At 56.2% G+C, this 14,299-nt stretch carries 11 protein-coding genes and 2 pseudogenes; 3 read left to right on the top strand and 10 right to left on the bottom strand.

Annotation, left to right across the window (positions count from 1 at the left end; genetic code table 11):
- The first annotated feature begins 195 nt into the window (after positions 1–195).
- Both CFBP5499_RS24120 and CFBP5499_RS24125 read left to right on the top strand, forming a co-directional pair.
- A protein-coding gene (locus CFBP5499_RS24120; RefSeq protein WP_137066461.1) for an IS3 family transposase occupies positions 196–1,409 on the top strand; the annotation gives its coding sequence in 2 pieces (ribosomal slippage) (positions 196–532 and positions 532–1,409; 1,215 coding nt in all).
- Positions 1,410–1,544: 135 nt separating this feature from the next.
- On the top strand, positions 1,545–1,745 hold the full coding sequence (locus CFBP5499_RS24125; RefSeq protein ID WP_080827786.1) for a hypothetical protein: 201 nt from the start codon (positions 1,545–1,547) through the stop codon (positions 1,743–1,745).
- 7 nt (positions 1,746–1,752) lie between these two features.
- Here CFBP5499_RS24125 and CFBP5499_RS24130 read toward each other — a convergent pair.
- The 6 genes and pseudogenes from CFBP5499_RS24130 to CFBP5499_RS24155 all read right to left on the bottom strand — a co-directional run.
- Positions 1,753–2,244, bottom strand: a pseudogene (locus CFBP5499_RS24130) (transposase); the annotation flags it as partial.
- A 129-nt stretch (positions 2,245–2,373) separates the two neighbouring features.
- Entirely contained in the window at positions 2,374–3,129 is a 756-nt protein-coding gene (locus CFBP5499_RS24135; RefSeq protein WP_080827784.1) for an amino acid ABC transporter ATP-binding protein, read from the bottom strand.
- Positions 3,126–3,806, bottom strand: coding sequence for an amino acid ABC transporter permease (locus CFBP5499_RS24140; RefSeq protein WP_080827783.1), 681 nt, complete (start codon positions 3,804–3,806; stop codon positions 3,126–3,128). The genes CFBP5499_RS24135 and CFBP5499_RS24140 overlap by 4 nt, the downstream gene beginning before the upstream one ends.
- A gap of 86 nt (positions 3,807–3,892) precedes the next feature.
- Positions 3,893–4,666: an amino acid ABC transporter substrate-binding protein gene (locus CFBP5499_RS24145; RefSeq protein WP_080827782.1), complete on the bottom strand. Its 774-nt coding sequence runs from the start codon at positions 4,664–4,666 to the stop codon at positions 3,893–3,895.
- Between the two features lie 157 nt (positions 4,667–4,823).
- A pseudogene (locus CFBP5499_RS30560) lies at positions 4,824–4,934 on the bottom strand (LysR family transcriptional regulator); the annotation flags it as partial.
- A 619-nt stretch (positions 4,935–5,553) separates the two neighbouring features.
- Positions 5,554–6,075: a PIN domain-containing protein gene (locus CFBP5499_RS24155; protein ID WP_080827781.1), complete on the bottom strand. Its 522-nt coding sequence runs from the start codon at positions 6,073–6,075 to the stop codon at positions 5,554–5,556.
- Between the two features lie 281 nt (positions 6,076–6,356).
- On the opposite strand from CFBP5499_RS24155, the gene CFBP5499_RS30165 reads away from it, so the two are divergent.
- Complete coding sequence (locus CFBP5499_RS30165) at positions 6,357–6,497, top strand: hypothetical protein (protein ID WP_158523288.1); 141 nt, start codon at positions 6,357–6,359, stop codon at positions 6,495–6,497.
- Here the strand turns inward: CFBP5499_RS30165 and CFBP5499_RS30400 are convergent.
- The 4 genes from CFBP5499_RS30400 to CFBP5499_RS24175 form a co-directional block, all read right to left on the bottom strand.
- The gene (locus CFBP5499_RS30400; protein WP_158523287.1) at positions 6,494–6,661 is read right to left on the bottom strand and encodes a hypothetical protein; all 168 of its coding nucleotides are present in this window, start codon (positions 6,659–6,661) and stop codon (positions 6,494–6,496) included. The genes CFBP5499_RS30165 and CFBP5499_RS30400 overlap by 4 nt on opposite strands.
- A gap of 474 nt (positions 6,662–7,135) precedes the next feature.
- Positions 7,136–7,606 carry a hypothetical protein gene (locus CFBP5499_RS24165; protein ID WP_080827780.1) on the bottom strand — a complete coding sequence of 157 codons (471 nt, stop codon included), beginning with the start codon at positions 7,604–7,606 and terminating at the stop codon, positions 7,136–7,138.
- A gap of 175 nt (positions 7,607–7,781) precedes the next feature.
- Complete coding sequence (locus tag CFBP5499_RS24170; RefSeq protein ID WP_080827779.1) at positions 7,782–8,096, bottom strand: hypothetical protein; 315 nt, start codon at positions 8,094–8,096, stop codon at positions 7,782–7,784.
- Entirely contained in the window at positions 8,093–14,287 is a 6,195-nt protein-coding gene (locus tag CFBP5499_RS24175; RefSeq protein ID WP_158523286.1) for a DUF637 domain-containing protein, read from the bottom strand. Before CFBP5499_RS24175 ends, CFBP5499_RS24170 begins: the two co-directional genes overlap by 4 nt.
- Positions 14,288–14,299 lie beyond the last annotated feature (12 nt).

Consider the following 14,299-nt stretch of genomic DNA (forward strand, 5'->3'; position numbering starts at 1 on the left):
AGAATACGCTCTTCACTCCGAGGTTTGGAGTGTTCCAGACCGAACTTGCGGCCATATCAAGTCGATTGGGGCTGGCGCTCGTTCAAGAATCATCCGATCATACTCGTGTTATCGACACCTTGTGAACTGCCCCCCATTTCGACCGGACAGTCGGCATAAGCAGAAAGGCTCAAGCACAGGCTTGAGGACAGGCTTATGTCTAACGAGTATCGACACGTTGAATTGCTGACGGGTGATGTTCGCCGCAGGCGGTGGACAACCGAGCAAAAGCTGACAATCATTGAGCAGAGTTTCGAACCCGGCGAGACGGTATCTTCGACCGCTCGCCGTCATGGCGTCGCGCCCAATTTGCTTTATCGGTGGCGCAGGCTCTTGAGCGAGGGAGGTGCTGCAGCCGTGGATTCTGACGAGCCGGTTGTCGGGAATTCGGAAGTGAAGAAACTGGAGGATCGCGTCCGGGAGCTGGAGCGCATGCTCGGTCGCAAGACGATGGAGGTCGAAATCCTCCGCGAAGCCCTTTCCAAAGCGGACTCAAAAAAACGGATATCGCGGCCGATCTTGTTGCCGAAGGACGGTTCGCGATGAAGGCCGTCGCAGACACGCTGGGCGTCTCCCGTTCCAACCTCATCGAGCGGCTGAAAGGCAAAACAAAGCCGCGTGGGCCATACCACAAGGTCGAGGATGCAGAGCTTCTGCCCGCCATTCGCAGGCTGGTGGATCAAAGGCCGACGTACGGCTATCGGCGGATCGCCGCGCTCCTCAATCGCGAAAGGCGAGCCGCCGATAAGCCTGTCGTCAACGCCAAACGGGTTCACCGCATCATGGGCAACCACGCCATGTTGCTGGAGAAGCATACGGCCGTTCGCAAGGGCCGCATCCATGACGGCAAGGTCATGGTCATGCGCTCAAACCTGCGCTGGTGCTCCGACGGTCTGGAGTTCACTTGCTGGAATGGTGAGGTCATTCGTCTCGCCTTCATTATCGACGCCTTCGACCGCGAGATCATTGCCTGGACGGCAGTTGCCAATGCGGGCATCTCCGGCTCGGACGTGCGCGATATGATGCTGGAGGCGGTCGAGAAACGCTTCAACGGAACCAGAGCCCCACATCCAATCGAACATCTGTCGGACAATGGGTCGGCTTACACCGCGAGGGATACGAAGCTGTTCGCCCAGGCGCTCAACCTGACGCCCTGCTTCACGCCGGTGGCCAGTCCGCAGTCGAACGGAATGTCAGAAGCTTTCGTCAAAACCCTGAAGCGAGATTACGTCCGCATCTCGGCACTACCGGACGCCGAAACGGCGCTCCGTCTCATCGACGGATGGATCGAGGACTACAACGAAATCCATCCCCATTCCGCTCTCAAGATGGCTTCCCCTCGGCAGTTCATCAGGGCTAAATCAATCTAGCCGACATGTCCGGCGAAACGGGGGCACTCCATGTTATCGACACCTTGGGCGTGCCATGACCAATCGTTGCGCGGCACGTGTTCAACTGACCCTGTTAGACTGACACCTCAATAACCCTCTAAGAGAGGATCAACGATGCTTGCGCAAAAGCCAAATCAAACTCTGCTCGATCCAATTGATCAGGCGTTGGCATATCACAACGGCGATGTCCGGGCGACGATATCGACGCTCTTGGCTGACTGTGGATATCTCAGGCAACAACTGGTCCTGGCTAAGGCCTGCATCAGCAAGGGATTGACCCGCGGATGGTCGCCGGACCTCGAACGCGAAATGTGACACAGGGCTCGGCATCGTCCGCTTTGAGGTGTGAACCACGCGGCTTGAGCTTGCCTTTGAGACGCTCGGCGAGATTGGAACGCGATACGCCAGGACGTCAGCCACCGTCTTCATCGTCAACCGTCCTTCGGCAACAAGATCGGCCGCGCTCTCGGTTTTTTTGACTGGGCTTTGGAAAGTGCTTCGCGGAAAATCTCGTTCTCCGACGTCTCGCGCCCGAGAATGCGCTCAGGCTCGTGGACGCGATCTTCCAGCTTCTTCACCTCGGAATTGCCGATTACCCGTTCATCCGAATCCGCAGCCACCGCACCTCCCCCGTGAGCCGACGCCAGCGATATAGAAGATTTGGCGCAACTCCATGCCGCCGCCGACCCGCAGAGGAAACGGTCTCCCCAGCAGCATAGCTTTCCTCGATAATCTGCAGTTTGCGTTCGGTCGTCCAGCGTCGCCGCCGGACGTCACCGATCATCAGGTCAACCCGTCGAAACTCGTTAGACATAAGCTTAGCCTCAAGCCAGTGCTTGAGCCTTCCGGCTTATGCTGAGCGTCCGGTCGAAATTGGGGGCAGTACATGTTCGCCGATTCAAAAAGTTTGAGGGGCGGCACGGTTTTCAGCTCTTGTTTTCGGTCACAGAGCTTGCGCCGCACTTATCGAAGAAACAAACTGACGGGTGCGTTGATGTCGGGGAGAACGGAAAAGTTCATCTGGAGTGCCTGCTTCCACGACAACGCCTGCCTCAAGAAATACGACCTGGTTCGACACTTGAGATGCCAGCCGCAGATCATGTGTCGCCATGACCATCGTCGTGCCCTCGCTCGCTAGCTTGCCGAGAACGTCTACCACTTCAGCAGCCAGCTCTGGGTCAAGAGCAGACGTTGGCTCATCGCAAAGAAGGACCTGAGGTGACGGGGCCAAGGCCCTTGCGATCGCGATACGCTGCTGTTGACCACCGGAAAGATTCGCGGGCCAAGCGTCTGCCTTGTGTGCCATTCCAACCTTCGTAAGCAACTCCATGGCTCTGGCCTGAGCTTTTTCTCTTGTCCATTTTTGGACGACGAGGAGGCCTTCCATCACATTCTCTATAGCGGTTCGGTGAGGAAACAGCTGGAAGTTCTGGAAGACCATCCCCGTTTGCTTTCGGATTTTTTGGATGTCCTGCCAACGAGCCTTGCGTCCCGGATGAAACTCCACGACCTCAGACCCGACCGTGACTGATCCCGAGGTAGGTTGTTCCAATAGGTTTATACAGCGTAACAGCGTGCTCTTGCCGCCGCCGGAAGGCCCAACGAGCGCCGTCACGCTTCCCTCTGGAAACTGCAGCGAGACGTCCTTGAGGATAACCGCTTCCCCGAAGCGTTTTTCGATCCTGTTGAGTTCGATCATCGGTTCGCCTCCAACAGTCCGCCGTAACGGGAAAACCTTATCTCTAAGCGCGACTGTAACGCGGAGAGGACAGAGCTCAATACAAGATAGATCAGCGCAGTCTGGATATAGAGAATGAGTGGCTCATAGGTCGTGGCAACGATGCGTTGTGCCGCTTGAAACAGCTCCGGAACCGTGATTGCTGCCGCGAGAGACGTATCCTTGACCAGTGCAATGAATGAGTTCGAAAGCGGCGGCACAGACACCCTTGCGGCCTGCGGCAGGATCGTTCTGCGCATCGCCTGCTGCCAGTTCATACCGGTTGAATAAGCCGCTTCCCATTGTCCCTTGGGAACGGAACCGATCGCCGCGCGGATGATCTCAGATGTGTAAGCCCCAACGTTCAGCGTGAATCCGATCAGTGCGGCAGGAAACGCGTCAAGAAGAACGCCGATGCTCGGTAGCCCGTAAAAGATGACAAAGAGCTGCACGAGCAAAGGCGTGCCACGAATGATCCACACGTAAAAACGAGCAAGCGCCGAGATAGGTCCGGGTCCGAAAAGTCGAGCAACAGCCGTCACCAAACCAAGTGCGAGTCCTAGCGCAAACGAGAGCAGCGTAAGTGGAATGGTAAAGCGGATGCCTGCCCATAACAGGGTGGGAAACGAATCCAACATCAATTGGAGCCAGTGGGGCAAAGCTCACCTCTAAAACAAAGCCGCCCGACGGAAACGCCGGACGACCGATTGAACGTTACTGCGTAGCTTGCTGTAGAATGACAGGTTTACTTGGAGACGTCCTGTCCGAAGTATTTGTCGGAAATGGTCTTGTAGGTTCCGTCTGCCTTGATGTCGGCGAGGGCTTTATTGATGGACGCGACCAGATCGTCATCTCCCTTGCGGACGATAATACCAGAGAAGTCTGCATCCGATTTTTCAGCGACGATCTTCACGGGGGCATCAGGCTGATGCTTCTTGAAGTCGAGGAAAGACAGGCTGTCATTGACGGTTGCATCCGCGCGGCGCGTCAAAACCAGTTGGATGGACTGGTCAAAACCATCGGTCCCGACCAGCTCGGCTCCTGCTGCCTCGGCTAGCTTGCCGAAGTTGCTCGTGAGAGACTGCGCGGACTTCTTGCCCTTCAGGTCCTCAAACCCTTTGATGTCCGTGTTTCCTTCTCGAACAATCAGCACGGCTTTCGAAGCAATATACGGTTCAGAGAACGCATACTTTTGCTTCCGCGCTTCCGTGATGCCAACCTGGTTGATTACGGCGTCGTACCTCTTCGCATCAAGTCCGGCGATCAGACCGTCCCATTTGCCCTCGACAAATTCGGCCTTCACTCCGAGCTTCTTCGCTACGGCTTCGCCGATTTCAACGTCGAACCCAACAAGCTTGTTCGCGGAGTCATGGAACGTAAACGGAGCGTAGGTGCCTTCAGTCCCGATCTTAATGACGCCAGACGACTTGATTTGATCGAGGTTCTCGCCCGCCATTGATGGAGAGAACGCTATTGCCTGAAGTGCGGCCGCAGTCGCGATGATTTTGATCCAGCCCATGTCCGGGTTCCTTTAGCGGATTTCGATTGCCCAAGCATATAGGATGGGGTCCATGCGTTCGCACGATAAAGAAATGCAAAATTTTTGTGCGTCTTGGAATATTTTTCTCAGTAGTGAATTACCCCAATCCCAAGCAGGCACCCGCACTCACACAGGTTTACCGAGCAGCACAAATGTGAGAGCGCTCCCCAAACTCTTTCCTGAGAAGCGGAACGGCGAAGTCTACAAAAGCTCGCACCTTTGGGACCGTCAATCGTCCTTCGGGCGCAACGATGGGCACAGGTACGGGCCGCACGCGAACTCGCCCCCGATGAGGATCAAACATCTGTTCAGGTTGTAAGTGAGTAGGCGTCGTTGAGCGCCCAGGCGGTGGCCCGCTGATTGCGTCTCCGTCCGAAGGGTGGAGATAGCGAACGGAAGAACGCTTTTCTCGTAGCGTTCTATCGTCACTAAATTCAGACCCTGGAACTAATGCTCCGGGGCTTTTCTGTTTGCAGACCTCGGCGAGTGGGTTCCATTCAGGCCATCCTCGAGCATGAGCGTAGTTCCGGCAAAGGCTCTTTTGCTAACCTGAATTTGCTAATGAAAACTAACCAGCCGAATTGGTATTTCAAGGACACGCTTCTTGGTGTGGGTCCGTTCACGTTCACAGTCTGGAAGGAATCGGTTATTGTTAGACGTCAGTGAAGTGAGGATCACGTGCGAGAACCGATAGCTATTTGGGAGCGGAAAGACGCCGAACGTCGGATATCCGAAGTCTTCGAGGCTGCCCGTAACGATAGCCCTCAAAGCGTGCGTGACGAGAACGGGCTCTTTGAAATTATATTCAAGCCACGGATGAAGGGTCCAGTTGGCCCTCTGCTTTCTCGTGGTGGACCGAAAGATCGCTAAGCATATTTAGCTGTCGCTTGGGTGGCGATATCTGGTCTGTCGGATTCCTCGACGACCCACATTGAGAACGCCGGATTGTATACGCCAGGCAGTGGGAAGTAGTGGGCTATCAGCGCAAAATCTTTTCCGTTGAGCGTTGCTATCGGCAGATTGTGTGCGATGGAGACGGCTGCGATAAACAGGTCCTGTCCGGGTTTTCGCCTCCTCGCGTTTTCTGGATTTGTATACCAAAGATGTCTTAGTGGCTCGCAACAATGTAGTTTAGCGAGCGTTTTGGCCACTTGGTGGTTGATTTCTGGGTACAAAAAATCCCATTCGAGTAGCTCATCGAACCAGGCCATAATCTCCGCAGCGAGTGCCGGCTGTCTCTCGCCAATTTCAACGATTCCCTGTTGAATTTCTAAAAGCACTGGAAACGGTATCGCCAAATCTTCTTGGTCGGCTAGCCATTCAGCGACAGAAGGATGCGCTTTTTTATATTGAGCTTGGCTCAGAACACTCGTGTCTAAAAGAAACATGCCCGGGTCTCCGTCGGGACAATGTGGAATGATTTGGGAAGTCTTGATTGCAGAGGTCGTTTGGTCAACCGTAAGTAATTGTGATTCAGAAATCCAATTGCCGCGCTACCCCGTGTATTCGGACAAGGAGTGCAGCCGCCAGCGAAAACTCGCTCGCAAGCAGATGCAGCGCGACAGACCTAGACTCGGCTTCGTAGGTCGCTCAACTTGGGAAGCCTACAATTCCGTACCCGGGACGTTGCAGGCTAATGTAACGAAGAGGGTGGCAATGGAATGGCGTCATGAGTTTCCAGAGGAACGACGCGTCCGAGCGCATTCAGGTATGCAATGATATCGCCGAAGAGATGATCACGGGGTCCGAAATCCTCCAGAATGGCATGGACACGGGCCGCCACTTCTTCGTCATCCAGCGGACCAACTAGCCGACAGCGCCGATTGCACGAATGTCACAACCGACCTCGATCAGTTTGTCCACCAGTTCAGCGACAGGGTTCCTGTCCATAGTCGTCTCCTTCTGCAGAACGGGACGGGGAAAGACCGTCCATCCCTGACTCTTTAGTACCTGTGTAACCTCTTTCGTCCTCATTGACCTGCTCCCGGAAACGTCCTGATTTCAAGGGTGGGCCATTAGGATAATCTTGATCATCGGCAGTTTGATGTCTTGACGCTTTAATTGTCCCTATCGCTACCATTTCGCGAATTCATCTGAGAGATTCCGGGATGTACGCTTTTTGCTCCTCCCAAGACCAATTTGCGGGCTTTTCTGACGGCGAAAACCACTTCAAACCGCTCCCAATCCAATTGCACGGAATTTTTTAGCACTTTGGACGGTCGAATCCTCATAGCCAAATTCAACACCACAGCAAGCACATATCTCATAGGTAGGAGAAACCCCATCATCACCGTATTGAGGGCAAGGTTGCTCCAGTCCGCAGACGCGGCAAAACAGGGTTGGGTCATTGTGAATCGCAATTGTTAATGCTTGTCGCGTAGCCATATTTGAACGACTCAGCTTAAATCTCGCGCCTGGAGTGCGATGAAGACACACTGCGGGCCACGGTCAAATATAGTCCGTTTCAACTCGATAGTTTTTCTCAATCATCCCGATAAGTAGAGGGGCGCTTGGGAGGGATGGGCCTTGTGGATATTTCTTTTCTTCGCCCGTAAGAGGACGTTTGATCCTCCATTCTTTTTCACCATCCCAGAAAAACCACAGCGTGTCTTCGCCTTTGAGGTTATTAGTTCCGCGAAAAATTGGAAATTTCCGTAAATGTTCAGATACGGGAACATTCGCCATCAAGGTAAACAATCCTTGTCGAACCGCGTGCTGGATAAGAAACGTCGTTATAATCTGCGGCTCTTGAGAAACAACGGATGAAAAATCCCCAGGTTCTTTGGAGAAAAAATCTCTGAAGATGGCGATAACGAACTTCCATTTCGGGTGGGTGTGCGTAACTTGTCCATAGCAAACACCCTCCGATGTCAAAATCTGGAATACATCGCCAATTTTTACCGTCTTTCGCTGCAACATCGTTGTTTTGTCCACTGGTAGTCAGCGTCGTCGAGAAGTTCCTTACCCCGAACAAGTGCTTGTTCATATTTGGTCTGGTTCTTGGTTTTCGAGTGCGACATTCCTTCGCCACGCATCTTCTGGAGAATGGCACGGATACCCGTAGTGCAACCAGCGTGAGAAAACCTCCTAGCCTTTATCCCGTTGGCAATTTGGCCGCGAGATTGGCAAATTCTTCGGCTGTCAGTCCGGTTAGCGTTGGCATCTCCCAGTCGAAAAACCGTTTGTCATTTATTGCGTGATATACCAAGGAACGGAGGCCCGCCAACTCAACAGATGTTATCGTATCGGTTGGAGTTAAGACCTGAAGGCGATCGTTCAAAAAGTCTGTGATGTGGTTGGGGCTACTGGAACAAATAACGATTTCGCCGTCGCGCTCCAGCTCTTCTAATGCATTTCTTATTATGCTCCGAAGGGTCGACGTCGATTGAGATTTTTCGCCACCGCTCATGGATATGGCTCCGTTCTTGTTGGCAGTTGGGAAATGTACTCGCCCCAGTTTGTGGGTTGAAATGCAGTTCCACCATCGACAGCCTTGCTGTTTCGAACGACAACTGTTCCCGTTGATTCTTGAAGATAGAAGCTTCGTCCATCTGACGTATAGCGGATGCTACTTGGATTATTCAAAACATTCTCGATGTGTTCAGCATACTGCTGCCGAGTCCGTATACCTATTCCGGCGAATTCGCCTTGTTCGAGGACATGTTTCTGGAACCCGTGACCACCAGCAATTTCTTGCGCAGCAAGCTGATTTTTTAGTTTTAACCCACTGTTGACGTTTGCAGCACCGCCGGCTGAGACAGCTTTCTCGATCGCTTGGACGGTATCTGCGTCAGCGTTCTTTCGCACCCATCGGAGCAAATCGGCCCCGGCTTTGGAGCCGGGAACAACGCTGCCGATTGTTAGCTCGATCATGGCATCCTTGGCCGCCTGCTGTGCCATGGAGACGGCTTGATCGCATGCGGACTGGCTACCAGCGTTGCATTCATAGGTCGCGACGGTGATATCAACGGCATCGGAGGCAAGCAGAACCTTGTCGGTCGCTTCGAGGATCACCCCGATGACGATGATGACCGGAATCCAGAACGCGTTGTTTTCAGCGGCATTTCCGCCCGCGTCGGCTCCGGTGTCAACATCACCTCCCGCAAGCGCGGCGGCGAGACCAGCAGCGACGCGTGCGACATCTACGCCGCTTGCACGCCAGTTGTTGACGAGCACTATTGCTTCGTCACGCGTCAGATCGCCTTCTGTCAGTGTATCGTGGATGCTCTTTTCAAACAGTTCTGCGGTAACTTCACCGACAACGCCGCCAATCGCCCCAGACTTGCAGTCGCCAGCAGCGATCGCACCAGCGGCGCAGCCTAGCGCCGCGTGTGCGATCATCTGGGAAACCTTATCGATTTCCCCTGTATGATAAGCCTTGCCAATCTCCTGAGCGACGTTTTCACTGAGAACCGCCGCAGCCTCAAGCCTCAATGCACCGAGGAGGTTATCGTCAAGTTTCCCGCCTTCGATCGCGGTCGAAACACCTGCCTTCACGGTGGCGCGGATGAGTCCCTGCTGAATATCCTGGACGATCCGGTCGGCCAGAGGAGCATCTGCTGGCAACTCGTACCCAACACCAGCTACATCGGCCAACTGGACCGTCAGTCCGGCGGCTACCATGGAGGTCAGCAACGACCGAATATTTGCTGAAGAGCCAAGCTCCTTGAGGGCCGCACCGATGTCGCCCTGATTGTTGACAAGCGCCACCGCACTCTTGTTGATGAGCGATTGAAGCCCTGCCTGAATTGCCGCTTCCGCAACCGCATTGCCTGCCAGACCAAGTGAGCCTGCGACAGAACTGGTAAGACTTGCCGTGAAGCCTGTCATCGGTCCGGTGAGAGCAGCCGTGACCAACGTCACCAGCGCGGCTCCAGCTTCCGTCAGTCCCTGCGACTTGTAATCCCATTGCTGGAACTGAGCATCGACAGCCTTCCAGTCGACCTGTCCGGCGAGGGCGGGATCATTGCGGATTTCTCCAACCCATGCCAGTCCGGGGGACTGCGCAAGCTGATCGAGCGAGGCTTCGAGATTGCCGGTCTTGTGGTATTCGATGACGATACCGTTGCCAGCATCGATCTTGAGACCGCCGCCGGCCTCGATCTCGACATGGCGGATCGTTTCTTCCGCCTTCCCCTGATCACGCTCGTTCCACCAGAACAGGTCTTCCTCGCGCTTGAAGTCCTGCTTGAAACTCTGGTCGGTGTTGGTGAGAAGCGCGACCTTGCCTTCTTCCGCTTCAAGACGCGTTTCGCCGCCGCTTTTGACATGCGGAGCCTGGAGTGTCACATCGCCGCTTTCGGAGATGACGGACACATCCTTACCAGCGGTGATCGTCGTGGCTTCCGTCTCCACGGAAGAGGACTGGCGGCGGATATTGGTTTCCGTTCCGAGGAAGCCGCTGGTTTTGATGTCAAGCTTCAGGTCGCGGTTTTCACGGTTCTGAACCGAGGTGATGCTGACGTCGCCATCGGCTTGCAAGGTGACATTCTCGCCCGCCGAAGCCCTGGCACCACGAAGGGCCAGATCGTCACCGGCATCGATGAGCAGATTGCCGCCCGCCTGCAGTTCCGCCAGCGTATTGGTCAGGCTGTAGGCGCGATCATATCCGCCCTTGATCTTGTCGTCGCGGGACCGTTCCAGTTCGAGCGCAGATATATCGATAGCGCCGCCCGCATCCAGCGTCATGTCATCGCCCGCGACGAACTGCCCGCCTTCTGAGACAATGGAGCCGGACGCCTTCAGGAGAAGGTCCTCGCGCGCTTCAATACGCGCTGCCTGCTGAGCACGGTCGGCAAAACCATTGGCGTAAACGTCACGGACCTTCACCGTGTCGTTGACGATAGTGTCTGCCTCAACCGTGACGTTGCGACCGGAGACCGTGCCGGAGCGGTTGGAGAAGATACTGCCTGCGTCGATAACGATATCGGCACCCGCAAACAGGCTGCCACCATTGTTGAAGAGGGTGGCCGTAGTATCGATCGCGAGATTGCCGACCGTGGAGATTGCTCCGGAATTGGTCAGCGCTGCCGTTTCGATGCTGGCCTCTCCCGCCCTGATCTGTGCGCTGGCGAGACTTGTATTGGCGGCAGTCGAGGCGGAGAGATACAGGCGCGGAACCAGGACCTCCTGTCCGTCAACGACCTGCTTTTCCATCCAGACGATATCTTTCGTCAGGGCTGCCCGCTGCGATGGGGTCAGTGAAACACCGAAAGTCAAGCCCAGTTCCTGCCGGGCATCGGCGGCATTGTCATAGAGCGCCTGCATTAGCTTGTAGGGATCGAGGCCGGAGCCAAGCGCGCGACTTCCGGTCAGATTGAATATCTGGTCACGGATGAGGCGATATTCGACATAGGCATCGCCCAGCCGTTTCAGGGGCTGGTTGGGATCGTAGCTGCCGATTGTCTTGAGGAAGTAGTCCGAACCGAGGAATTTGGACGGATCGATGAATTCGGAACGGGTTTCTATTAGGAAGGGCATGTTGGGGGCAGCAGCGGTCTGGAACGTCGCCTGTCGCCCGAGTAGGGAGTTGACGCTTACATCCAGAGCCGAAATGCTTGCAAGATTGCGTGCTTCCGATGTGGACGCGATGTCGGCGGACGACAGCGCTCGGTTGCCCGATGAAAGCCCGATCTGGTTTGCCTGGCCACGCACGGCATTGTTATTGAGATAGCCGCTCACGTTGGCGCTGAGAGTGCCGCCTGCCTCGATGGTTCCAAAAACGGCGTCGTAAGTGCGCGAGGATGTGTCAGACTCTGTTGTCGTCCAATACCGCGTTTTGCGATCAACGCAGACACCAAGAATTCGTCGTGCACAATAGCGCTGGGAATGCTGCGTAACGGCCGTGGTCTCAATGGTTTCGATAAGATCACGACCTTCGTTCATGATCGAAGCGGCTGTAATTGAGATATCGCCATTGGCGGCAATCTGGCTGTAACTGTTGGTCAGCGCTCCCGTGTCGATGGTGATATCACCACCGGCCAGTAGCTGTGAGGCTGGACCATTGGCGGTCGCCGTCTCGCGTTTGGTCACGACGGTGGTGGTCGTGTCGCCGGATTGGGTGGTTTCGGTCGAGGTATCGACGGTCGCGGTCAGACCATCGCGACGGTTGGTCAGCGAGGCGACGTTGAGCACCATATCGCCGGCCACGGCTTCAATCGTACCGGACCTGTTGTCGAGCGCACCAGCGCGACCACTGCTCAATCCCTTGATCGTCAGGTCTGTTTCAGCGAGCACATCGGCATTGACATTGGTGAAGCTGCCGTCAAGCCGGTAGGTCGAGGACGTGCCTGAATAGAGAAGCCCAGTATTGGTAAGACTGCCTGCAAGTTCAGCAAGCAGGAAGCCGCCCGCAGAACCGATGCTGCCCGCATTGTCGAGTGAGGCTGCGCGCAGGGAAAGCTGACTGCCGCCATTGACGACACCGCCCGCCAGAACCGACACACTTCCGGCGCTGCCGTTGTTGCGACCCGTAAGACTGAGTGCGCCGTTCGATCTGAGCTTGCCGGACAATGTGGTGTCGCCATCGACTGCAAGGCCGATGGCATCGCGGGCCGAGATGTCTCCCGCGTTCTGCAGGTTGCCGGAGAGCGCAACGCTCACGGACTGGTCATGCGCCGTCAGGTGTCCCTGGTTGACGAGGGTCGTGGCTTCGAGGCCGATGGTTCCGGCATTGATCGTGCCGCTGTTGGAGATGGTGCCGCTGGTCGTACGCAAAGAAAGCGCATCCTCGACCAGCATATCGCCGGAATTGCCGATAACGCCGCCAGCGGTAACGCTCGCATCCTTCATGCTTAGCAACGTACCGGCGTTGGAAAGACCGTTCTCCGTGGTAACATCGAGCGTGCCGCCCTGTGCGGCAATCGAGCCGTCATTGACAATCGTGCCTGCCGAGGCGCTGACACCACCGTCGGCTGCGACGAGGCCAGCCGAACTGTTGCGCAAGGTGCCAGCAGCGGTAAGCGTCACCTTGTCCGTCGAAACGACGCGACCCGAGTTTGCAATGTCCTGTGCCGATGACAGGACCGTGCCGCCATTGCCCGCGATCTCCCCGGAATGGTTCAGGTTTCCGTCCAGCGTCTCCAGTTTCGCCACCGACCTTGCGGCAAGGCTGGCGCTGGAGGTGAGCTGTGCCGCCTGTGCGAGCAACATACCGCCCGAGACATAGTGTCCATCATTCAGGCTGAGGTTTTGGGTGGATTTCACGGTCAGGTCGTTCCCGGCCGTGATCTGCCCGTTGCGCGCATCGATGCTGGACGCCTCGATCACGATATCCGAACGGGACCGGAGCGTATCCCGCCCCATATCGTCCGCCCGCGTCAGATCGAGCGCGCCGGCCCTGATCGTGAGCAGCCCGCCGGCAGCAAGCTGCCCCTTTCCGGCCTCCAGCGTCGAAGCCTCCACGCTGAGCGTGCCAGTGGTTGCCTGCTGTCCGGTGCTGTCGGTTCCCGATGCGGCAAGCGCATCGGTTCCAAGCGAGATCGCTCCACCTTTCAGTGCTACGTCGCCCCTGGCAATGACAAGAGCATGGTCCGCAAGCTCGACGGCGCTCAGGCCTTCCAGCGTAATCGCCTCATCGGAGAACAGCGTGCTTTCGATCCGCACGGTGTCTTTCTGCGAACGTGCCGTGATCGCCTGTTTCGCCTGCGCCTTGCCGAGCACCAGCCTGCCATCGGCAGTGAGTGTCATTGCCCCGGCATTGGCGGCCATCTGGCCTGCCATCCGGACGCCCGCGCCTTTATCGGTGGAGATGATCTTGATACTGCCCGCATACATGCCGCCGAGCAGAGAGGAATCGATAGCGATTGCCGGTTCGTCGCCATCCGAGGCAAGCGGCGTGACGAGACCCGACTGATAGGCGTAGGAGTTACGACCGGCGACCAGATTGAGTTCACCGCCGGCTCTGACCGGACCGTCGATGGCAATCTTACGTGAAACGATGTCGAAGATATTGACCGAGCCGAGGTCGGCACCATCAGCACCGATGCGGACGTCACCGCCATTCACTCGCAATCCGGAGAGAGAGCCGTCAGGTCCCAACTCCGGCGTGCCGGTCGACAACGTCACGCGTGGTGTATTGATAAACCCGCAGCCATCACAGGTGAGCCCATTCGGATTGGCGATCACGACGTTGGCAGCTCCGCCGTGAACCTCAACGGCCCCTTGCAGGAGCGAACGGCCGGAGCCGCTCACTTCATTGAGGATAACGCTGGCCGGACCGGAATCGCGCAGATTGCCATTGCCCTGAACGAGGCCGCCAAGCTGTGATCGCAGCAGGTCCTGATTGGAATTGTTCAGGATCGCGCCGTTTGGGCCGACATTGAAGTCGCTGTATTTGTTGTGGGAGAGGCCCGCCGCGTTCGGCGTGACGATATTTATGAGCGGTACGCCATTACCGCTTGCGCCGACACCCGGTTGATTGGCGGCATTGGCTGCCTGATCGGCCCGGATTTCCTGCGCCTGCACCATGAGCGGCTGCGTTGCAACAAGGATGCTGAGGATGAAGGCGAGAGATTTTCGCGCAAACAGGACAAGACGAGAGCCGTGCCGGGACGGCCGCAGATCGCCATTCTGCTTCACGCGTTTTCTGTTTCTTGCCATGTCATCACCTGT

This window comes from Agrobacterium tumefaciens, assembly GCF_005221325.1.
GTDB lineage: Bacteria > Pseudomonadota > Alphaproteobacteria > Rhizobiales > Rhizobiaceae > Agrobacterium.